This window comes from Novosphingobium pokkalii (assembly GCF_014652855.1).
Taxonomy (GTDB): Bacteria; Pseudomonadota; Alphaproteobacteria; order Sphingomonadales; family Sphingomonadaceae; genus Novosphingobium; species Novosphingobium pokkalii.
Genome location: NZ_BMZP01000021.1, coordinates 12,173 through 32,620, shown reverse-complemented (window position 1 = coordinate 32,620; position 20,448 = coordinate 12,173). Strand labels below are relative to the sequence as shown.

General features: G+C 63.4%; 17 protein-coding genes and 1 pseudogene. 11 read left to right on the top strand and 7 right to left on the bottom strand.

Annotated features, from left to right (window positions below; all coding sequences use genetic code 11):
- The first annotated feature begins 4 nt into the window (after positions 1-4).
- The 6 genes from IE191_RS17785 to IE191_RS17760 all read left to right on the top strand — a co-directional run bounded on the left by IE191_RS17785 (position 5) and on the right by IE191_RS17760 (position 6,866).
- Positions 5-1,132, top strand: a complete 1,128-nt coding sequence (locus tag IE191_RS17785) for an acyl-CoA dehydrogenase family protein (protein ID WP_191325727.1) — start codon at positions 5-7, stop codon at positions 1,130-1,132.
- Positions 1,129-1,899, top strand: coding sequence for an enoyl-CoA hydratase/isomerase family protein (locus IE191_RS17780; protein WP_191325726.1), 771 nt, complete (start codon positions 1,129-1,131; stop codon positions 1,897-1,899). Before IE191_RS17785 ends, IE191_RS17780 begins: the two co-directional genes overlap by 4 nt.
- 7 nt (positions 1,900-1,906) lie before the next feature.
- Positions 1,907-3,067: an acyl-CoA dehydrogenase family protein gene (locus tag IE191_RS17775; RefSeq protein WP_191325725.1), complete on the top strand. Its 1,161-nt coding sequence runs from the start codon at positions 1,907-1,909 to the stop codon at positions 3,065-3,067.
- A 5-nt stretch (positions 3,068-3,072) separates the two neighbouring features.
- The gene (locus tag IE191_RS17770; protein WP_191325724.1) at positions 3,073-4,662 is read left to right on the top strand and encodes a long-chain-fatty-acid--CoA ligase; all 1,590 of its coding nucleotides are present in this window, start codon (positions 3,073-3,075) and stop codon (positions 4,660-4,662) included.
- A gap of 5 nt (positions 4,663-4,667) precedes the next feature.
- Positions 4,668-5,834 carry an acyl-CoA dehydrogenase family protein gene (locus IE191_RS17765; protein ID WP_191325723.1) on the top strand — a complete coding sequence of 389 codons (1,167 nt, stop codon included), beginning with the start codon at positions 4,668-4,670 and terminating at the stop codon, positions 5,832-5,834.
- Positions 5,835-6,050: 216 nt separating this feature from the next.
- Positions 6,051-6,866, top strand: a complete 816-nt coding sequence (locus IE191_RS17760; protein ID WP_191325722.1) for a TetR/AcrR family transcriptional regulator — start codon at positions 6,051-6,053, stop codon at positions 6,864-6,866.
- Between the two features lie 159 nt (positions 6,867-7,025).
- Here the strand turns inward: IE191_RS17760 and IE191_RS17755 are convergent, their stop codons facing one another.
- Together IE191_RS17755 and IE191_RS17750 are read right to left on the bottom strand one after the other, a co-directional pair.
- Entirely contained in the window at positions 7,026-8,228 is a 1,203-nt protein-coding gene (locus tag IE191_RS17755) for a cytochrome P450 (protein ID WP_191325721.1), read from the bottom strand.
- Between the two features lie 59 nt (positions 8,229-8,287).
- The gene (locus IE191_RS17750; protein WP_191325720.1) at positions 8,288-8,911 is read right to left on the bottom strand and encodes a TetR/AcrR family transcriptional regulator; all 624 of its coding nucleotides are present in this window, start codon (positions 8,909-8,911) and stop codon (positions 8,288-8,290) included.
- Between IE191_RS17750 and IE191_RS21390 the strand changes: the two genes are divergently transcribed.
- Together IE191_RS21390 and IE191_RS17740 are read left to right on the top strand one after the other, a co-directional pair.
- Positions 8,872-9,261, top strand: coding sequence for a TonB-dependent receptor domain-containing protein (locus IE191_RS21390; protein WP_373299330.1), 390 nt, complete (start codon positions 8,872-8,874; stop codon positions 9,259-9,261). The two genes, IE191_RS17750 and IE191_RS21390, sit on opposite strands and share 40 nt — an antisense overlap.
- A pseudogene (locus IE191_RS17740) lies at positions 9,162-9,728 on the top strand (TonB-dependent receptor domain-containing protein); the annotation flags it as partial. The gene IE191_RS21390 and the pseudogene IE191_RS17740, both read left to right, overlap by 100 nt.
- A 45-nt stretch (positions 9,729-9,773) precedes the next feature.
- Here IE191_RS17740 and IE191_RS17735 read toward each other — a convergent pair.
- A complete protein-coding gene (locus tag IE191_RS17735; RefSeq protein ID WP_191325718.1) occupies positions 9,774-10,583 on the bottom strand; it encodes a DUF2889 domain-containing protein in 810 nt (269 codons plus the stop codon).
- A 219-nt stretch (positions 10,584-10,802) separates the two neighbouring features.
- Positions 10,803-12,530, bottom strand: a complete 1,728-nt coding sequence (locus tag IE191_RS17730) for an N-acyl-D-amino-acid deacylase family protein (RefSeq protein WP_191325717.1) — start codon at positions 12,528-12,530, stop codon at positions 10,803-10,805.
- A gap of 205 nt (positions 12,531-12,735) precedes the next feature.
- Here IE191_RS17730 and IE191_RS17725 point away from each other — a divergent pair, with 205 nt between their 5' ends.
- On the top strand, positions 12,736-14,388 hold the full coding sequence (locus IE191_RS17725; RefSeq protein WP_191325716.1) for a GMC family oxidoreductase: 1,653 nt from the start codon (positions 12,736-12,738) through the stop codon (positions 14,386-14,388).
- Positions 14,389-14,536: 148 nt separating this feature from the next.
- Here IE191_RS17725 and IE191_RS17720 read toward each other — a convergent pair whose 3' ends face one another.
- A complete protein-coding gene (locus tag IE191_RS17720) occupies positions 14,537-15,460 on the bottom strand; it encodes an alpha/beta fold hydrolase (protein ID WP_191325715.1) in 924 nt (307 codons plus the stop codon).
- Between the two features lie 549 nt (positions 15,461-16,009).
- On the opposite strand from IE191_RS17720, the gene IE191_RS17715 reads away from it, so the two are divergent.
- Positions 16,010-16,825 (top strand): coniferyl-alcohol dehydrogenase, encoded by an 816-nt coding sequence (locus tag IE191_RS17715; RefSeq protein WP_191325714.1) that lies wholly within the window; start codon positions 16,010-16,012, stop codon positions 16,823-16,825.
- Between the two features lie 200 nt (positions 16,826-17,025).
- Positions 17,026-18,216 carry a beta-ketothiolase BktB gene (bktB, locus tag IE191_RS17710; RefSeq protein ID WP_191325713.1) on the top strand — a complete coding sequence of 397 codons (1,191 nt, stop codon included), beginning with the start codon at positions 17,026-17,028 and terminating at the stop codon, positions 18,214-18,216.
- A gap of 83 nt (positions 18,217-18,299) precedes the next feature.
- Here the strand turns inward: bktB and IE191_RS17705 are convergent, their stop codons facing one another.
- A complete protein-coding gene (locus tag IE191_RS17705) occupies positions 18,300-19,373 on the bottom strand; it encodes an alpha/beta hydrolase (protein WP_229815595.1) in 1,074 nt (357 codons plus the stop codon).
- Between the two features lie 25 nt (positions 19,374-19,398).
- Positions 19,399-20,409: an alpha/beta hydrolase gene (locus IE191_RS17700; RefSeq protein WP_191325712.1), complete on the bottom strand. Its 1,011-nt coding sequence runs from the start codon at positions 20,407-20,409 to the stop codon at positions 19,399-19,401.
- Positions 20,410-20,448: the final 39 nt, after the last annotated feature.

The following is a 20,448-nucleotide window of genomic DNA, read 5'->3' as shown; positions in this document are numbered from 1 at the left end:
AATCATGGGAATCGTTCAAAGAGTGGAGGGCGGTCAGGAGCAGGAGGCTCCGGACCTTCTCGATGCCGTGCGCGCCAGCGTCCGCTCCTTCGCCAAGACCAGGCCGACGCAGCGGGATGCGGCAGCCTTGGCGGACGAATGGCAGCAGATCGCTGCCGCCGGATGGCTCGGGCTGCTCGCCGACGAAACGCTAGGCGGCTCGGCCATGTCGACCGAGGTCATGGCGGCGCTCTATGAGGAATTGGGCCGGGCTGGGGTGACGACCCCCTATAGCGCCGTTGCCGTGCTAGCCTTGGTGGCGCTCGACCAGTGTACTCCTGGCGTGGTGCGCGACGAGCTGCTGGCGGCGCTGTCCGCCGGTACAGCGTGCCCGGTACTCTGCTGGCAGGACCAGCCGAACCGCGACGAGCGTACGCTGCCTTTCGAAACCTTATCGCACGATAGAACCGGCACGATAGCGTTCCGGCGCTGCCTGATCGATCTTGCCGATCGCGCCACTCATTTCTGTGTCCCTGTTGATCGCGACGGCACGCCGGGGCTAGCCGTGATTGCCCGTAGCGATCCTTACCTTACCCTGACGTTGGTCCCCGGTCTGGCAGATCGGCCGCTTGGCCAGATCGAATTCAGCGGCGCCATTCCGGCCGATGCGTTCCTGCCGTTGCCGGATCGCGAGGCGCTTGCCCCCGCCTTCCTGTTCGCGCGCATCGCCGCTGCGGCGCAGCTTTCGGGGCTATGCGCGCAGATCAACGCGATGACCGTTGATTTCACCGGGCAGCGCGTCCAGTTCGGTAAGCCGATCGCCGCCAACCAGGCGGTGCAGCATCGGCTGGTCGATCTGTGGACCGAACAGACTTTGGCGGCCGCGGCGGTTGCCCACGCCGCCCGCTCCTGCGCTGACGGGTGCGACGCTGCCCTATTGGCGACGCTGGCGGCCAAGGCGCGCGCGGGGAAGGCGGCCGATGTCGTGACGCGCGGCGCGTTCCAGCTCCATGGTGCCATTGGCTATACGGGCGAATATCCGCTCGGCGGGCTCGTGCGGGGATGCCTTGCGCTGATGAGCTGGCTGGGGACGGCGCATGAATTGCGCCGCCGCTTCGTGGCGATCGAGCGCACCCGAGGAGCCGTCGCATGAACAAGCCCATAGATCTTTGGATTAACAATCACGTCGCGACCGTCACGCTCAACGTGCCCCCGGTCAACGCGCAGAGCGCGGCGATGATGGACGCGCTGATCGCCGCCTTCGATCGGATCAGCGACGATCCGGATGTGCGTTGTGCCATCCTGACCGGCGCGGGCAAGATCTTCTCGGCGGGCGCCGACCTCAAGAGCCGGATCAAGGGCAACCCCGAGCCAGGGGCGCAATGGGCGCATCTGCGGCGGGTACGCGAAACCTTCTATGCCGTGATGGAATGTCGCAAGCCGGTGATCGCTGCGGTTAATGGGCCGGCTTTGGGTGCCGGTCTCGCCTTGGTGGCGTCCTGTGACATTTTGCTCGTCTCCGAAAGCGCCAATTTTGGCCTTCCCGAGATAAATGTCGGCCTGATGGGCGGCGCGCGGCATGCACTGCGCCTGTTCGGGCACTCGCTGACGCGCCGGATGGTGCTCACCGGCTACCGCGTGCCGGGGCCGGAACTGCTGCGCCGCGGTATCGTCGAGGATTGCCTGCCGCCTGATCAACTGATGCCCGCAGCGCGGGCAATGGCCGAGGAGATTGCGAGCAAGAGCCCGCACGCCATCCGGCTCGCTAAGCGCACGCTCGGCTCGATCGAGAATCTGTCGCTCAGGGATGGCTATCGATTCGAGCAGAACATGACCGCCGAATATTCCAAGCATCCCGACTCGCGTGAATCGATGCTGGGTTTCATCGAAAAGCGCGAAGAGCGCGATTTTGAAGACTGATCGAGCCATGACCGAAGGCAATGCCGACTACGGCGCGATGGACTCCGAAGATTTCCGCCTGATGGTACGAGCATGGATTCAGGAGCATTATCCTGAAGACAAGCGCTTCATCGTCCGCCGCATGGGCATGGATGAAATTGGCGGTTGGGTCCGCGCGCTTGGCGCGAAGGGCTGGCTCGCTCCCAGCTGGCCACGCGAATGGGGCGGCATGGGACTGCCAATTCGGAAGCAGATCATCTTCATGGAGGAGCTGTCACGCCATGGCTGTGCCCGGTTCCCCGATCAGGCACTGAACCTGGTCGGCCCCCTATTGATGACGTTCGGCACGCCGGAGCAAAAGGCCCGCCACCTCCATCGCATCGCGAGGGGCGAGGAGATCTGGTGCCAGGGCTATTCGGAACCGGCGGCCGGCTCCGACCTTGCCTCGTTGCAATGCAAGGCGGTGCGCGACGGAGACAGCTTCATTGTCAATGGCGAGAAGACCTGGACCACGCTCGCCTTCTGCGCCGACTGGATCTTTACCCTGGTGCGCACGAGTAACGCCGGCCGAAAGCAGGAAGGCATCAGCATCCTGCTGATCGACCTGAACACGCCCGGCGTAACGGTGCGCCCGATCGACAGCTTTACCGGCGAGCGGGAATTCGCGCAGGTCATCTTCGACAATGCGCGGGTGCCCTCGGAGAACCTGGTGGGCGAGGCCGATCGCGGCTGGGATATCGCCAAGTCGGTCCTGGGCCATGAGCGCGTCATGGTTGGGGCGCCGATCATCCCGATGATGGCCCTGCGCCAGCTTGAGGACCTAATGGATCGGCTCGGGACCTTCGGCGATACCGGCGCGCTCGACCGCTACGCCGCCTTGCGGCTCGACCTTTATGACCTGACGACAATGTTCGAGGAATATGTTCGCCGAATCGAGGAGGGGGAGTCGATTGGCGGAGACGTCTCGCTCCTCAAGATTCGTGCGACCGAACTCTACGCAGCGATCTCCGAGGAGATCCTGCTGCAGGCTGGGGATATGGCGCGTGTGGCGGAGCCGATCGCGCTGCCGGACAATGTGGCGTTCCCGCTCGAAATTTATGCAGCTGCGCGGGTTCCCACCATTTACGGCGGTGCCAACGAGGTGCAGCGCAACGTTATCGCACGCTCCGTGCTGCGACTGCCGAGCTGAGTGTGATGACGAACGTGACCCTCGGTGACATCCTCAGGAACAATGCGCGCTGGTATGCGAACCGCCCTGCGGTGATTTGCGACGGGCAAAGTCTGACGCATGCCGAGTTCCTGAAACGCGCCAACCGCCTCGCATCGGGTCTGGGGCGTCTCGGTGTGCGGCATCAGGACAGGGTTTGCGTGCTCGCGCAGAACTGCATTGAATATCTGGAGGCCTATGCCGCGGCGGAGCTATCCGGGCTGATCTTGGCGACGGTCAACTATCGCTTGGCGGTACCGGAAATGGCATACATCATCGGTGATGCCGCGCCCCGGGTGCTGATATTCGAGGCGGCCTACGCCGATCACGTGCAGGCGATGCGCGACAAGCTCGATCCCGGCATGCGGTACGTCGTGATCGGCGAGGGGCCGGATTGGGCGTTGCCCTATGAAACGGTCGTCGCCGATGGATCGCCTGATGGCGAGCATTGGCAGGTATCGTCCGACGACATCGCCTATCTGCTCTACACCAGCGGCACGACCGGGCGGCCAAAGGGGTGCATGCTGGGTCAGACCAATCAGGTCGCCTCCGCCGCGATGACCTCATTCCACATGCGCTGCGCCGGCGAGGATCGCACGTTGCTGGTGATGCCGCTTTACCATGTCGGTGCAAAGAACATCCAACTCGCGCAGCATTGGGCGGGCGGCACCGTTCATCTCGCGCGCAGCTTCCGGCCTGCCGAAGCGCTGGCGACGATCGCGCGCGAGCGGATCACGGTGGGTCATCTGGCGCCGACAATGGTGCAGATGCTGCTCGATGAGCCGGGTTTCGCAGATCACGATCTGTCGAGCCTGCGGATGATCCTCTATTCCGCAGCGCCGATGCCCCTGCCGTTGCTGCGCGACGGCCTGCAACGCATCGGGCCGGTATTTGCGCAAATCTACGGCCAAACGGAAGGGTTGGGTACAATCCTGCCTATCGACCTGCACCGCCCCGATGGCGACGTCGACGACCTGCGCCGGCTGGCCTCGGTGGGGCATCCCTACCAAGGCGCGCGCATGCGGGTGGTCGACGAGAACGACATCGAACTGGGGGTCGGCCAGCCGGGGGAACTCTGCGTCCAGTCGCCGACGGTGATGCGCGGCTATTGGAATAATGCGCCCGCCACGCTCGAAACGCTGCGTGGCGGCTGGCTCCACACCGGCGACATCGCTGAGATCGATGCCGAAGGCTATATCCACCTCCGCGACCGCAAGAAGGACGTGATCATCTCGGGCGGGGAGAACATCTATTCCCGCGAGGTGGAAGCCGCGATTGCCGAGCACCCGGCGGTTGCAGACGTCGCCGTAGTCGGGGCTGCCGATCCGAAATGGGGAGAGGCGGTTACTGCCTTCGTGTTGTCGCGCTCGCCGACGCTCACCGAGGCCGAGATCATCGCGCACAGCCGTACGCTGATCGCCGGCTACAAGTCTCCGCGACGGGTCATCTTCGTCGAAGACATGCCGCGCTTGCCGAGCGGCAAGATCAACAAGCTCGCCCTGCGCGCGGACCTCGCCGGCCGGGTCGGGCATAGGCCGGAACCGCGTCCTCCCAAAAGGGGGCGGCAGCAAAGGTAACATGCATGACCGTCGATAGAACTGAAGAACTCGACCTTTATCGCGACAGCGTTCGCAAGTTCCTGGATCGAGAATGTCCGCTCGAGAAGATCGCGGTCTGGGAACGGGAAGACCGGGTCCCGCGCGAACTGCTGAAGGGCATGGCGGAACTGGGCATTCTCGGCCTCACGACTCCGGAAGAATATGGCGGCAGCGGCACCGACGTCACCGTCATGACCGTGGTGATGGAGGAACTGGCGGCGCGCTGGAGCGGCATTGCCAGCCTGTACAATATGAGCGTCGGCTACGGCAGCCTGAACCTCGTGTACAAGGCTTCCGAAGCCCAGAAGCATCGCTTCCTCCCGGGCCTGCTCGCTGGGGACACGCTGGTCGCCTACGGGCTATCCGAGCCCGAGGTAGGCGGCGACCTCGCTTCGGTTCGCACCCGAATGGAGCGCAAGGGCGACAAGGTGGTCGTCTCGGGCGCCAAAAGGTGGATTTCGGGCGCGAACGTGGCGGATTACATGCTGACGCTGGTGCGCAGCGGCGACCCGGCCGACCGCCACCGCAACCTGTCCTTCGTGATGATCCCGATGGATGCCGAGGGCGTGAGTTTCGAGCGCACCCGCTGCATGGGGACCCACGGCATCCCGACCAACGACGTGCATCTGGACGGCGTGACGCTCGATGCCGACCTAGTCATCGGTGAGGAGGAAGGCTGGAACAAGGGCTGGGGGATGCTCGCAGGCGGGAGCCTTGAGGTCGAGAAACTGGCGCCGACCTTCATCGCGCTGGGTATCGCCGCAGCGGCGGTGCAGGAGGCATGGCAATATAGCCAGGATCGCTCGCAGTTCGGCAAGCGCATCTGCGGTCATCAGGCCGTGCGGCACGTCCTGTCCGACGTGCAGACCAAGCTGAAGGCGTGCCGACTTATGGCCTATGATGCGGCGGGCAGGGTGCACCACAACCAGCCCTCGGCGGTCGATACCTGCATGGCCAAGCTGTTCGTCGCGGAAACGGCGAAGGAGATCGTGCTGTCCTGCCAGCAATATGTGATGGGCGCGTATGGCTATGCGGAAGGCTTCCAGATGGAGCGCTACGTACGTGATATCTTGGCGGTGCCGATCTACGGCGGTTCTTCGGCCATCCAGAAGAACAACATCGCCACCCTGATGAAGCTGCCGCGCGAATAGGTCGGCGGCCGCCCGAAGCGTTCGGTGCGCCTGATTCCCCGCACGCGGCGAAGCTTCCGGGTGCGGCATGGCAGAAGGGGCAATCGCGTCCAGGCTTGCCGCAGTTGACAACCGTGTCGTGAAGTGGTCGAGTCGATCCCAGACAGGGATGGACGATGATCTTCCTGTCCGTCCGCGCCATCTGTATCGCGGCGATTTCAGGAGTGCGATCTCGCGGTGACGAAGTCTGAAACACCTGAGGTGCAAGCGCGCCAACCGCAACGGGAGGAAGACCTGTCCTTCGTTCATCGCGCCCGGAGTGCGAACGGAGCCGGCCGCCAGGGACCGACGGTGGGCACGCGGGCGCTGCGCACGCGCGAGCATTTGCTCAACACGGCCCGGCAGACCTTCCTGAAGCAGGGCTATGACGCCACCTCGATCGACAGCATCGCCGAGGCCGCGGGGGTCTCGCGCGCGTCTGTCTATACCTATTTCTCGTCGAAGAGCGAGTTGCTGCGCGAAATGGGCAGTTCGGGCGTCGCGACCAGCTTCTCGATCCTGAGTTCGCTCGGCGATCTGCGCCAGGATTGGGATCTTGACGACATTAGTGCCTGGGTGCAGCGCTATTTCGATTTTCTCGAGGACCATGGCGGCTACATGCTGGTGTGGCTGCAGGCGGCGCGCTCTGACGAGCAATTGCGGGAACTGGGCATGCGCGGCTCGATGCGTGCGGCACGGCTGGCGAGCGACGCAATGCGCAAGCTGGGGGCGCCGACCGACGAGGAACCACATGTGCAGGGCCTCGCGCTGATGGCGCTGCTCGATCGCTTCTGGTATCACTGGCGCATCACCAAGGCACCGCTCGAAGCCTCCGATGTGCACCAAGGCTTGGCTCGCATGCTCGCCGCCATGCTGCGGCCCGCTCAGGCTGAGCCTAAGCGGAAGACCAAGCCTCGCGCTAAGCCGAAAGCGGAGTCTGCCGCCAAGGCTGCCGCCGCTGCCGCCAAGAAGGCTGCTCCTGTGCCTCCCGCCAAGCGGACAAAAAAGGCTTGAGCAAATGCGATCTGCCATAGTTGCGGCCGCAGACTGCAATCCCGTCTCTGGCCAGAGTTGGCAATGATTATCGCAGTTGAGCCCTCGGAGGGCGCGACCGCGCGTTCATTTGGGGGCGAATGCGTAGCGCATCATCGTTCGATCGAAACGTGCTCTTTTTCACCAACGTATCTCTAGCGATTCCACCCCCATTACTGCTCCGCCGCGCTGGTTGGGCGCGAACCCGTCCGCGAGCCGTATGTCCGGCATGCGCTTCAGCCATTCGGCGAGAAAAATGCGCAACTCAAGCCGCGCCAACGGTGCCCCGATGCAGGCATGAGGGCCGGTGTTGAACGCCACATGCTGGCAGCGGCCCCTGGATAGATCCACATGGTTCGGGTTCTCGACCCACCGCGCATCGTTGCTTGCCGCAGCAAGGCTTACCAGCACCCGGTCTCCAGCGCGCATTTGAACGCCTTCGAACAGGACATCCCGCGCCACGCGACGATAAACGTTCACGAAGGAATAGCGCCGTAGCAATTCCTCGACCGCTCCGTCGATCTCGTCGGGGTGAGCGCGAAGCCGTTGCTGGAGCGCGACGTCCTTGGCGAGATGTGACATTGCAAAGGTGAGGGCATTGGTGACTGTGTCCGTGCCGGCGGTGAACAACAGTGTGGCGATCTCCTGAACGCGCTTGTCCGATAGGGGGACGCCATCGACCTCTGACGCAAGTAGAAGGCTGATCGGATCATCGCCGGGGCTTGCCCTGCGGCGTTCGATTTCGCCGTCGAGATAGGCGCGAAGCTTGGGAAGCGACGCTTGCACGCGCGCCAGATCGTTGCTGGAGATGATGTCGATGGTCCAGCCGACGAATTCCCGCAGGCGTGAAACGTCCCAGTCCATGACAGCAAGAAAAATCGACACCGGCAGCTGCACGGCGATTTCGCTCTTGAACTCACAGCCATTGCGTCCAGCGAGGCCGTCGATGAGGCGCGTACAGAGAGCCAGCACATGCGGCGCCTGTTTGGACAGGTCCTTGGGTGCGAGGAACTGCAGCAGCAGCTTACGATATTTGATATGCGCGGGTGGATCCAAGTCCTGCGGCGGCAGCCGAAATTCGAGCGACGGCGGCATGGCACTGGATGACGCGCTGGAAAAGACCTCGGTGTCGCGGACCAGCTTGGTGACATGATCCATGCGAGAGACGATCCAGTGACCGCCATTGCAAGGTGTGTAAATGATGTCCGGGAGACCGGCGTGCAACCTGTTCACCATGGCGAACTGCACATCCGGAGGGTTGGTCGGCTCCGACCAAACGTCATACTCGACGACAAGATGCGGAGGAACGTGATCGGGAACGGTAGTTTTGAGGGCAATTGCCATACCAGCCTCGAAGTCATTTCTTGATGCATCGCCATTCCGGATTCGCCGGTGCGGAATCGTCACGTCGAGGGCGCACCTCGCTCTATGCCGAGCAGCTCGGCTAGAAGTGCCACAAGCCGTGTGCCCGGGCTCTCGCCATTGCTTCCTAGCCCAAGGCGCATCTCTACCGCCAATTGGGGGCAGAAGGAGCGAAGGGCCATGCTGAGGAAGCTGGTGGATAAGTGGGTAGCGCCAGAGCGCCTGATCAATGCGGCTGCCAGTGCATCTGCGCGTTCGCAGATTCTGGAGAGATGCATACTGTACCGTTCTGAAATGTCAGGGTTGCGCATGGCTTCCAGGCGCAACTCAAAGTCGAACAGGAATAAGTTTGTGTTCAGCGCGAAGGCGTCGAAGCGCGCTTGCAAGATTGGCAAAAGGTCGTCGAACGAACCCTCGGCTGCGAGCAGCGTCTGCCACGCCTCAATTTCCTGCGTCTGGTGCTCTTCCAGCAACTCCAGCAGCAAATCATGCTTTCCCGCATAATTCGAATAAAATGCTCCGCGCGAAAAGCCGGCCGATTCACTAATGCGGTCGATGGATGTTGCGCTCACGCCCCGGAACGCGAACTCGTGCTGTGCCGCCTGCCTCAGATGTGCTCGCGTGAGTGCCTGCTGCTCGCTTCGGGTCTTCCTTAGTGTGCGCATGTGTATCTGGATACAGTATTGTATCTAATGTGCAAGGGAGTTTCTGCGGGTTCTTGCCACGCCTGGCACCCCCCACGCAGGCGTTCGTTCTGGACAAGAGCCGGGATAGTTTCACGCCGCGGGTCTCGGTTCGCTATGCACTCGCCGATCGGCTGAACGTCTATGTTACATTCAGTCAAGGCTTCAAAAGCGGGGCCTATAATTCCAGCAGCTACCCCTCGTCGACGGCGGCGATTGCGGCCGTCGATCCGGAGCCGCTGCCATCACCCGGCTGCAGAATGCTGCCACCGCGAAGATCACCGGAATCGACGGCGATCTCTCCTTCACCGTGGCCGAGGGGCTGCGTCTGACCGCTAGCGCTGCCTATTCCCACGCGCGGTACGATAGCTTCCCTGGGGCGATCGCGCTCACACCGTCGACGGTCATCAATCCCTTGAATGGCGCGGCGAACGGGAACGTCCAGAGCAACGTGTCGGCGTCCGGTAACAAGATGGTCCGTCAGCCAGATTATACGTTGAGCTTGAGCGCTAACTACACTGTTGCGGTGGGGGCATCGAAAATTCAGCTGTCAGGCAACAGCTATTTCAGCGGTTCCTTCTATTGGGATCGGGCGAACACCGTGCGCGAGCGGGCTTATAACGTCACCAATGTACAGGCGACATGGATCTGGCCTGGCGAGAAGGTGCGCGTCTCGCTCGTCGGCAACAACGTGTTCGATCGCAAGTACAACCAGGCCATCGCCATCGCCGGTGCCGGCACGCGTGCCGTCATCGCCCGACCGGCCACGATCGCGGCGGAGCTACAGGTCCGGCTCTAGGGTCTCGCGCCGTTGCCAGCTTCAAGCGTCGGCAACGGCCTCGGCTCAGGGCACCGCCTTTGCAAGTTCGGAGACGCCTGCAAGCGAGCGGGCTACATCGTTGAGATGGGTGCAACCGAGCGGCCCGGCTAGAGTGACCGGTACGGCTGCGCGCAACCCATCCACCGGCTGGCCGACGAGCCGGCCGATCTCCAGCGCGGCTCCGGGGCATTCGGCATAGGGCAGGATCAGCGCCTCGGCCTCGATCCGGGTCAGCAGGCCGTCCTTTAGGTCGATTTCGGCAAAGACGCGATATTCATGGACGGCGCTACGCTCGCCGTCCGGCATGGTGGCACTGTCCTGAAAGCCGATGTCCGCCTTCAGCACCCCGCCTTCGCGCCACAGGTCGAGCCGCCGCGCCCGGCGCATCGCTGGGCCGCGTACCGACAGCAACGGATGCCAGCCCAGCGGATCGGCGGAGGCGTCCAGATCCGCGACTGGCGCACTCGACTGTCTGCCGAAATTGATGTTGCCATCGTCTGCGAACGCGCTCGATCCGGCCGCGAAGCCGGTGCAGATATCTTCCATGTCCGCGGCCCTCGGCGTCTCGCTCGCGCCAGAAGTTGCCTCGGGCCACTCGGACGTCCAGCGCGACCATGCCCAGGGCGCAACCAGACTGGCCCCGGGAAAATCGTCGAGGAGCTGGAACAGCACCGAAGCGCGTGCGTCCGCGAGTGCCTCGTTCAGCCGTCCGCGACTGGCGCCGCCAGCACGGATTCCCACCAATTCCGCCGCGCCCGGGTGTGGCGGCGCGACCTGTAATTCCAGGATTTCGCGGCGCGGCGATGACAAGAGGTCGAAGCTGCCTTCGGCCATGATGCACGTGTCGCCCTCCGTCGGCGTGAGGAAGTCGCGACCGCGACCAATCATGCGCCAGGGCGCGTGTCGTCCGTTCGGCCAGTGCGAGTCGATCGTCGTGGTCCTGCGGATCGATCCAGGGCGGCGCGGGGGTGGTAGACCTGCAGACTGGCGGGCGATCGGAAACTGCTGCGGCTTCGACACGGTCGTCCTTTCCAGCGGCACTCGCTTGCTCGATCAGTCGGCCAGTGCGGGTTGCCGCACTGGGGCCGGTGCGGTCCTTTGGCCGCGCACCAGGCGGCCGGGCAGCGCGCCGGTCGGCTCGCCGCGCTCATAGGTCACGGTGCCGCTCACGATCGTGGCCAGATACCCGTCCGAGCGCTGTGTCAGGCGCTTGCCGCCGGCGGGCAGATCGGCCTTGACCACCGGTCGATGCAGCTTGATGCGGTTCATATCGATCACGTTCACATCGGCCTTGTAGCCGGGGGCGAGCACGCCGCGGTCGAGCAGTCCCACGGATTCCGCTGCACGGCTAGTGATCGACTGGATGGCGTGCGGCAGCGTCACGCCCAGCTGGCCCACCCGCTGTTCGAGCAGATAGGTGGTGAAGGCAGCATCGCAGATCATGCCATAATGCGCGCCGCCATCGCCGAGTGCCGGGATCGTCAAGGGTCCCCCGAAGAAGCCTGCGGTGTTCTTCAGATAGGTGTTCAGGTCGGCCGCATAGCGGCACAGGATGGCATGGCCGTCATCCTCGAGCAGGGCATCATAGATCACTTCGTCGACCGGCCGACCCTCACGCTCGGCCTTGAGCATGAGATTGTCCTTGTCCCCGAAATTATAGTTCGCCGATTCGTCCATGAAGTACAGCGTGCCCTTTAGCTGCACCGTTTCCACGAAGCCGGGATTGGGATCTTCCGGCTGTTCTGAAAGGATCCGCGCCCGCAGTTCCGGATCTCGCATCCGCGCCACCTTTTCCGCGAGTGGCAGGTTGGCAAGCGGGCGATAGCTCGGGTTGAGGCAGAAGGGGTGGAAGCTGAGATCGAGCCCGAACAGCATCCCGATCGGGCGCGCCATGAACTGGGCGCGCACGTCGAGCCCCCGATCGACGAGTTTCTGCACACCGTCGACATATTTCTGCCAATTGTCACCAAAGGCGATGAGGCTATAGTTTATCGGCCGCTGCGAGGCTTCGGCGATTTCGCCGAATATCCGGATTTCGTCCTCGGGGGCACCGTGTAGATAGGGAATGAGCTGGAACACGCCGCTGCCCGCATCGCCAAGTCCGCGCCCGAGTTCCAGCAGTTCGCGCTCATGCACGCCAACCGACGGCGCCAGTTCGCCGCTGCGGAAGCGGTGGAACAGATTGCGCGAGGTCGAAACTCCGAGCGCGCCGGCCCGCACGGCCTCCGCGACGAGATCGCGCATGCGGGCAAGGTCTTCCTCGGTTGCCGGCTCGATATTGGCGCCGCGCTCCCCCATCACGAACACGCGCAGCGGACTGTGCGGGATTTGGGTCGCGAAGTCGACATCGGCCTCGCGCTCGTCGAGCGCGTCGAGATATTCGGGGAAGGTTTCCCAGTTCCACGGCACGCCTTCGGCCATGACCACTTCGGGAACGTCTTCCACGCCCTCCATGAGCTTGATTACCAATTCGTGATCGGCACTACGCGTGGGTGCAAACCCGACACCGCAATTCCCCATGACCACCGTAGTGACCCCATGATTGGAGGAAGGCGAGAGCGTGCTTTCCCACGTCACCTGGCCGTCATAATGGGTGTGAACGTCGACGAAGCCGGGGGTAACATAGGCGCCCTGCGCGTCGATTTCCTTTCGACCGCGGCCATCGATTCTGCCGATATCGACGATAATCCCGTCGGTAATGGCCAGGTCCGCCGCGAAGGGTGCGCCACCGCGTCCGTCAACCACGGTGCCCCCCCGGATGACGAGGTCGAATTCAGCCATCATACTCTCCTTGATTGACCAACGCCGGCGTGAATCGCCGCGCCGCTTGCCGCCCTGGCCCTCGATCCTGGACCAGCGCCGGTCGCGATCAGCGCAGCCACCCGCCAGTGGCGAAACGTGTGACGACGTTCCTTGACAGTAGTGTCAATACTCTGGAATGGCCGGACTGGCAAGAACGAGAAGGGAGAGGCCGGTGGGCGCGCGCATGCACGAGGTTCTGGAGGCCGATTACGTCATCGTGGGCGCAGGATCGGCGGGTTGCGTTCTGGCCAACCGGCTGAGTGCTGATTCGTCCGTAAAGGTCATCGTGCTGGAGGCGGGGAGCGACGACAGGCTGCTCGCCGAGCCACGCCACCTCAAGAGTCGATTCATGATCGGCATTCCGGCTGGTTTCAGCCATGTCTCAAACGATCCCGCCCTCAACTGGGGCTTCGTCAGCGAACCCGATCCTCATGTGGCGAATCGCACCTTCGCACTCGCCCGCGGCAAGGTGCTGGGGGGATCGTCGGCAATCAACGGTATGATCTATGTCCGCGGCTTGCCGCAAGATTATGAAGGATGGCGCCAACTCGGTTGCGAAGGCTGGTCCTGGTCCGACGTCCTACCCTATTTCCGGGCGGCAGAGCGGCAGGAGCGCGGTGCCGACGAGTGGCACGGCGATGATGGTCCGCTGGCAGTGGGGGATTCGACGCTTCGCCACCCGATGACCCTACGCCTGCGTGAAGCCTTCATCCAAGCGGGAATCCCCGCCACTGACGATCTGTGTTCCGGCGATCATGAAGGCGTCAGCTTCGTCCAAAGCACGATCCGGCGCGGGCGCCGGCAGTCCGGCGCCGCTGCATATTTGCACCCGGTACGGCACCGCCGCAACCTGACCATTCTTACCCATGCGCTGGCGCAGCGCGTGCGCATCGAAAATGGCGAGGCGGTGGGCGTGGAGATCGACCATCAGGGCACTACCAAGTTCCTTCGCGCTAGGGTCGAGGTAATTCTTGCAGGCGGTGCCTTCAACAGCCCGCAGCTGCTCCAGTTGTCCGGCATCGGCGATCCGGATCTGCTGCGTAGCCACGGTATTCCGGTGGTGCATGCGTCGCCCGACGTCGGCGAGAACTTGCAGGACCACTACATCGTGCAGCTGCGCGCCACACTCAAGCCCGGTTCGCCCAGTCTGAATGCCCGGTCGCGTGGGCTTGGGCTGGTCGGTTCGGTGATCCAATATGGCTTGTTCCGGCGCGGCCTATTGGCGGGCGCGGCGGCGCATCTCACGGCCATTGCCAAGTCGAGACCGTCGCTCGATCTACCAGACTATCAGTTCTTCAGCAGTCCGGCGAGCACGGACGTGCCGAGGACGTTGGCGGCAGGCCACACGATTCTGGATGCTCGGCCCGGCGTTACGATCGGCGGCCACCCGGTCCGGCCGCGCTCGGTGGGGTATGTTCGAATACGCTCGGCCGATCCGGCGCAACATCCGGCCATCATGACCAATTACCTTTCTGATCCGTACGATCAGCAGACGACGATTGCCGGCATCCGGCTAGCGCGCAGCATTCTGGCCCAGCCGGCTATTGCCGACGCGCTCGTGCTGCCGACCCGGCCCGCCTTCGATGCAATGACCGACGATGAAATCCTCGACCATGCCCGGCAGACCGGCGGCTCCATCTATCATTATGTGGGCACTTGCCGCATGGGCGCGGAGGGCGCGGTGGTGACGCCGCGGCTCGCGGTGCGCGGAGTCGGCCGGCTGCGCGTGGTCGACGCCTCCGTCATGCCCCGGATCATCTCGGGAAACACGAACGCAGCGGTGGTCATGATCGCGGAAAAGGCATCGGCCATGGTACTGGAGGATCGGAGAGCGTGATGGTCCCCGGCGATGCCGTCTGGGCGTCGGTCGGCGGCATGAATGCGGGTTCTTGACAAGAATGTCGGCCTCTATGGGCGCTCTCAACCCCGTGTCGGCGGTAGCTATTGTCTCCTCGTGCCGGGCTCGCCAGGCCGTCGGTGATCCCTCATACCTGTGTCCGGCGCGCTTCCTCGATCACCCCACGGATTGCCGCGTACACAGCAAAGGGCTGGTCGATCATCAGGTGGTGTCCGGCGCCGACGATGGGAATGAACGGCGTGCCCTTGGGCGCTTGCTGCTGCTGAAGAACGACAAGTTCCGGGGTGACGAGCGTGGAGTCCTCTCCATAGATGAAAGCCAGGGGGCATTTGGGTGCGGCTAGTGTGCTCCATCCGTCATAGGCCTCGAGATTGGACCAGAAGTGGGGGTCGAACCGCCACCGCCAGGCGCCGTCGTCGGTCTGGACGAGCCCTTTGCGCGCGATGTCGTCGAGGATGAAGAGGTTGCGATGGTGCTGCGGCGGTGCGAGCCGAAATCGTGCCAGCGCATCCGCAATGGTCGGGTAGCTTCGCCCTCTAGTCGTCAGCGTTTCCTGCTCGGTAGTCGGAGCGACGCCGCAATCGAGCAGCAGTGCCCGGCTGAAGCGTTCGCCGATGCGCGCCGCCAGGAAGATGGCTGGCTCCGCGCCGAAGCTATGGGCGATCACCGTGGGACGCTCGGCTGCCGCGAACAGCTGCGCCGCCTGAGCTGCGGCGAAGGCTTCCTGCACCTGGACCTCGACGGAGTAGGTGGTGCGCCAGCCCGATCCGCCCATACCTGCCAGCGACATGGCGCAGACGCGATAGTCGCGCCCCAGAAGTGGCGAGAGCGGCCCCCACCAATGGGCGTGCGCGAAGTTGCCATGGATCAGGAGGAGACCCGGCTTGCCGATATCTCCCCAGGTCAGGAACTCGATAGCGGTCTTGTCCACTTCGACCGTGCCGACCTCGGGCAGGTCCGCCATGACACGCCTGTACCATTCGGGAGCTGGCGGTTTTTCGCCCGCAAAGGCAGCCAGCGGGTAGCGATCGCTCGATTCTACAAAATTCATCGTTTAGATTCCATGAGAGAAATCGTAATCAAGGCATTGTAAAGTAATGTAGTTGGCTAATAACCTGTCCACTGCAGAGGTCCGTCGCTGCGGCATCGCGTGCCCATCGGAAGCGTTGTCGCAACCATGTTCGATGGCAGGCGCTCACAATGATCAGTGTACCTTACTGGCGAAAATTAATCCTTACGGCGAACCTATAGCGCCTTTCAAACCAATTGATCGTTGATCGCTGTGCACGGATTTGATACATGTGTCAATTATTGGCGCAATGCAAGGACGTCAGGAGGGGGCATCATGGCGTTTGAGGCGCAGGCTCCAGGATCGAGATTGGGATCGGGACTAACTGATGCAGTGAGTGCGCTCTGTCGCTATCGCCGGAGATTGGTGAAGGGTCGCAGCGGCGTCCGTCCTGACGAACCTTGCGAGATCCGGTTCGACCGGATGCAGATGTGGCAGCTCCTCGCCGGCTGATCGCGGCGGGTTACCAGCAACGCTACACTGCCGCGATTAGCGGCGTTCCAAAAACAGGCATAGAAGAGGAGAGGAAGCGTGAGCGATCTATTGTCGTACAAAGGCAAGCGCGTCGCCATCGTCGGCTGTTTTTCCGGCATGGGTGAAGCGTGTGCACGTACGCTCGTGGCATTGGGCGCGGAGGTCCACGGCGCAGACATCAAGCCCTCGCCCGTATCCCTGGCCTCGTTCACCCAGGTCGATCTCAAGGACTGGGAGTCGATCAATCGGGCCGTCGACAGCATCGGCGGCGAGATTGATGCCCTGTTCAATTGTGCCGGCCTGCCACAGACCTTCCCGCCCGCCGATGTCCTCTCGGTCAATTTCCTCGGCATCCGGCACTGGACGGAACAATGGCTGCCCCGTCTGCGCCGGGACGGCGCCATCGCCACTATCTCCTCACTGGGGGGCATGGGATTCCTGCGGCGCATCCCGCTACTCACGTCGCTGATCGCGATCTCGGACAAGCAGGCATTCCTCGATTGGGTGGCATCGCATCCGGAAGAGGTCCAGGACGGCTACGCGCTCTCGAAGGAACTGGTCAACGCGTGGACGTGCCTGCTTGCCCAAGAACTGGGCGGTCGTGGCATCCGCGTCAACGCGACGATGCCGAGCCCGACGCAGACGCCGATGATGGCGGCCTTCGAAAACGTAGTCAGCAAGGCCGTGCTCGAACTCTTCACGATTCCGTCGGGGCGTCGCGCCACACCGACGGAACAGGGCAATCCGCTGGTCTTTCTTAATTCTAATGCCGCCAGCTTCATCAGCGGCGTGTGTCTGCCGGTCGATGGCGGGTTTCATGGCGGCGTGCAACTGGGCGCAATCGACCTGCAGGCGGCGCTGGCGGAGGCATGATCCTGCGCGCCGCCGCACCGTGCATACACCCGTCGATGCGAGGGGAGTCGCTTCATGGCTGCGAGCGGCGCCGATGCGCGGATCTGCCCGGCGGCGGTTCGAATGGAAACACTGGGCCTGCCGGATCGGCGGACCATGCGCAATGCGCCGATGGGCGTTTCAACAACGCGCGGCATTCTCGCGCGGCAGGAGGTTAGACGGTGGAAGAAATCTTCATTCTGGCGGGCGCCCGAACGGCGATCGGCGACTTTGGCGGCGCCTTGAAGGACGTTCCTCCCGCGGATCTGGGCGCGACGGTAATCGGCGAGGCCGTCCGCCGGGCCGTGCTGTCTCCGGCCGATGTCGAGCATGTCGTGATGGGGCAGGTGATCCCGACGCTGCCGTCCGATGCCTATCTGGCACGCGTTGCGGCGGTCCGCGCCGGCATTCCCCATGCTGCGCCTGCGCTCACGTTGAACCGGCTGTGCGGCTCGGGCCTGCAGGCGGTGATCTCGGCGGCGCAGATGATCGCGCTGGGCGAGATCGGCGTGGCAGTGGCGGGCGGTGCCGAGAGCATGAGCCGCGCGCCCTATCTCGCCACCGGCATGCGCTGGGGCACCAAGATGGGCGAGACGACGATGCTCGACATGATGGTGGGCGCGCTGTCCGATCCGTTCGACGCCGTCCATATGGGGATCACGGCGGAGAATGTCGCCGATCGCTTCGATGTCTCGCGCGAAGCCCAGGACGCGCTGGCCGCCGAAAGCCACGCCCGTGCCGCCCGCGCGATCGCCGAAGGCAGGTTCGAAACGCAGATCGTCCCTGTCGAGGTCAGGACGCGCAAGGGCGTCACGGTGTTTGCCACCGACGAGCATGTCCGCGCCGAGACGACGGCGGAAAGCCTCGCGGCGCTGCGCCCCGCCTTCCGCCGCGACGGATCGGTGACCGCGGGCAATGCGTCGGGCCTCAACGATGGCGCGGCTGCGGTGGTGCTCGCTTCGGCAAGCGCGGTCGAAGCGCGCGGCTTGCAGCCTGCGGCGCGGATCCTCGGCTGGGGGCATGCCGGTGTCGATCCGCAGATCATGGGGATCGGCCCGGTCGCAGCCGTGCCGATCGCGCTGCGCCGCGGCGGGCTGGAACTGGCCGCGATCGACGTGATCGAGGCCAACGAAGCCTTCGCTGCGCAGGCCTGCGCGGTCGCGGCCCAGTTGAGCTTCGATCCGGCCAAGGTCAATCCCAACGGCAGCGGCATCGCGCTCGGCCATCCGATCGGCGCTACCGGCGCGATCATCTTGGTGAAGGCACTGTACGAGCTGCAGCGGACCGGAGGGCGCTATGGCCTCGTCACGATGTGCATCGGTGGCGGGCAGGGCATCGCCATGGTCATCGAACGTATGGAGGCGCACGCATGAAGGTCCTGGTACCGGTCAAGCGGGTGCTTGATTACAACGTGAAGCCCCGCGTGATAGAAATCGCGTTATATGCAGTGCGACCTTCAAACATCCATATTGCCGAAAGCCCGGCGCAAAGCGTTGAGTTTGGCCGTCGTAAATTGCCGGGCGGGCGGCGTATCCGCAGCTATGATGTCAAAGCCGTGGTAAGCGCCAGGAACGACCAGTACCTCGCAGGGGACCTTCGCATTGAGCAGTCGCTGCGCGTAGTTCAGATCCTCCGTGACGAACAAGTCGATGCCGCCGACTGCGATAAACGCGGGCGGCAGACCGCTCAAATCTGTGACGCGCGCAGGTACGGCCGATGCAGGAACGCTGGAACTTCCCGGCTCCATTCCGAGAAACGATGCCCAGCCATAGCGGTTGCTCGCGGCATTCCAGCCAATTGCGCCAACAGGAAACGGCGGCATGATCGTGCTGCCGGTGCGATCATCAAGCATAGGATAGATTAGGGTCTGAAAACATACTGGCACTTCGCCGCGATCGCGTGCTGTGATTGCCAGTCGCGCGGCATGGCCGCCACCCGCACTTTCACCCATCACGGCGATACGGGCGATATCTACACCAAGTTCTGCGGCATGATCATGCACCCATTTCAGGGCGGCGTAATTGTCCTCAATTGATCCGGTGAATCTCGTTTCGGGCGCGAGCCGATAATTGACCGTTGCGATCACGCAATCGAGCTGCTGGGCAAGCGCCTGATGCTTGCCAATTTCGAAGTCTGCTGTTCCAGCGATGTAGCCGCCACCGTGCATGTGGACGACTGCCGGACGCTTCGCACCGACCCGGGCATTGATGACGTAGACCTTGACCGCGGGCCCTCCAGGCACGGGGACCAGATGTTCATCAACCGGGACGTCGGGCAAACGCTTAGGCATAACTTCAGGGTGCGGTCGGCGCAGAGTTGCCAAAGTGGCGTCGCTGGGCGTGCCATGTTCCGCGGTCATGCGTGCGACCACTGCAGCGGAGGGGCGCAACGCCGGATTGACGAAAGCCATCACGTCCGCTTGCGTTTCAGAGCTGATGGTTGCAGCCGAGGCGAGCCTTGGAAGGAACTGGGCGGACCCTAACGCGGCGGCCCACTTGGCGAGGCTACGGCGCGAAATTTCCATCGTCATGCTATTTATCCCGTCGCGTGGTTTATCAGGCAAGGTGGGTCTGCGCCCAAGCGTGAAACAGGTCCGGCCACGCCCGATTGGGCTGGCCGGCACGCCCCGCGCCGAAGGCGTGTCCGCCTTTCTCAAAAAAGTGTGCCTCGACGGGGCGCTTTGCGGTCATTAGCGCTTGCATCATGGCCAACGTGTTCGCGGGGTTTACTGCGGCGTCGTCCACTGCATGGGCAAGAAACATGGGAGGTGTTTCGGTCGATACTTGCAGAGCGGGCGAATGACGCGCGATTGCCTCTGCGTCGGGATTGGGTCCAACTAGGTTCGAAGTGGAGTCGTGGTGTCCGATATCCGGTGACAAACTGATCACCGGGTAGATGGCCCCGACGACCGCTGGCCGAGCATCGGTATCATCCAGAGCGTCAATCGCGGGATAAATTTTCTGCTTGTAGCGGGTGGCGAGCGAAGCTGCGAGATGGCCACCCGCTGAAAACCCGGCGACGAGAATGCCGTCCGTCCTTAGATGTCGCAAGGGGGCTTGCCGCCGAATGACTTGCACTGCACGCCGTGCATCGGCCAACGATACGTCCGCGCGCGGGCTCCAGCCTTCGCCGGGGAGGCGATAGACCAAAACGAATGTCGTATAGCCCATTGTTCCGAACCGACCAGCGATTTCGATTCCTTCGTTTAGGATCGATACCCAGCTGTATGCACCGCCAGGTAGCACCAGAAGGCTTAGACCATTGGATGGCGTGCCTGCAGGCGGCGGGAAGACGCGCAGTTCGGGGCGTGCGACGTTGCGCACGAGGATGTCGGGGAAATCTGGTGGAACCGGACTGGCCCGAAAGCCTGTTCCGGGCAGCGCACCTGGCCAAAGTGGTATGCGTTCGACCCGGTTCCAAGAGGTAGGGAGCGGAGGCAGTTTGAGCCCGCGAGGTATCGTCTGGCTCATGCCATGATTTGAATTCAGCGCCGCTGCGGCAAGGGTCAGGGCAGGCAGGACAGCACGGCGTGTCCATCCCGAGGCACTATTGCCGCTTTCATCCATCGCATCTTTCCTCTCCGCGTCAGACGCCAACATTATACC